Below are 1,254 nucleotides of genomic sequence, written 5' to 3' on the forward strand. Positions count from 1 at the left end.
GCCCTCCTGACCCCCGGAACCCCTCCGCCCGGGTGACCCCTCCCGAGGCGACGCGTCATGATGGTCCGCGACACGCCCGCGACCGGTGGCCGCGTCACACGCGCGACGGCGACTCCGGGACGGGGCGACCGTGATCGGGGGCGCTGAGCGCGGCGTCGAGGAGGGAGGACGGCGGTGGAGGCGTTACATCCGGAGGACCCCTCGGCCATCGGCCCGTACCGGCTGCTGGGGCGGCTTGGCGAGGGCGGCATGGGACGGGTGTTCCTGGGACGCTCGCCCGGCGGACGGATGGTCGCGGTCAAGGTCGTGCACGACGAGCTGGCGCGGGAGGCCCACTTCAGGCGGCGGTTCCGCGCGGAGATCGCGTCGGCGCGGCGCGTCGGCGGGATATGGACGGCGCCGGTGCTGGACCACGACATCGAGTCGGCGGTCCCCTGGGCCGCCACCGGATACGTGGCCGGGGTGCCGCTCCGAGAGGCCGTGGACACGCTGCACGGGCCGCTGCCGGAGCACTCGGTCTGGGCGCTGGCGTACGGCCTGGCGAGCGCGCTGATGGCGTTCCACGGCAGCGGGCTGATCCACCGGGACCTGAAGCCGTCGAACGTGATGGTGACGCTGGAGGGGCCGAAGGTCATCGACTTCGGCATCGCGCGATCGGTGGACGCCAGCGTGGTGACGCGGACGGGCGGGATGGTCGGCTCTCCCGGGTACATGCCGCCCGAGCAGATCCGGGGCGAGGACATGACGGGCGCGGTCGACGTGTTCGCGCTGGGGGCGGTGCTGGCGTACGCCGCGACCGGCAGCCCCCCGTTCTCGGGGGACGGGGCGCCGGCACACACCGTGATGCACCGGGTGCTGCACGACGCGCCCCACCTCGGCCCGGAGGACGGGCCGCTGAGCGGGGAGCTGCGGACGCTCGTGCTCCGGTGCCTGGAGAAGGACGCGGCCGTTCGGCCGGGCCCGGCGCAGATCCTGCCGTCGGCGGAGCGGCGTGCCGGCCGGGAGTACTGGCTGCCGCCGGGGCTCACGGTGCGGCTGGGACAGGTGGCGACGAGCCTGCTCGCGTTCGACGGGCCCCGGGCGGACCGGCCCGCCTCGTCGTGGGGCCCCCGGCCGCCGTCGGCCGGAGACCCCCTGCCCTCCCCGGCGTCCGTGCCCGCCGGGCCGCCGGTGAGCGCCGGTCAGACCACGCGGATCCCCGGGGAGTTCGCCAGCTCACCGGCGCCGCCGTCGACTCCGGGGATCCTCCCGCGG

At 76.2% G+C, this 1,254-nt stretch carries 1 protein-coding gene; it reads left to right on the plus strand.

The features are described from left to right. Window positions 1-174 precede the first annotated feature (174 nt). The coding region (locus ADY01_RS35785; protein WP_049581074.1) for a serine/threonine-protein kinase at window positions 175-1,254 on the plus strand (1,080 nt) is incomplete at its 3' end.

It is taken from the genome of Streptomyces sp. SBT349 (assembly GCF_001083795.1).
In the GTDB taxonomy this organism is placed as follows: Bacteria; Actinomycetota; Actinomycetes; order Streptomycetales; family Streptomycetaceae; genus Streptomyces.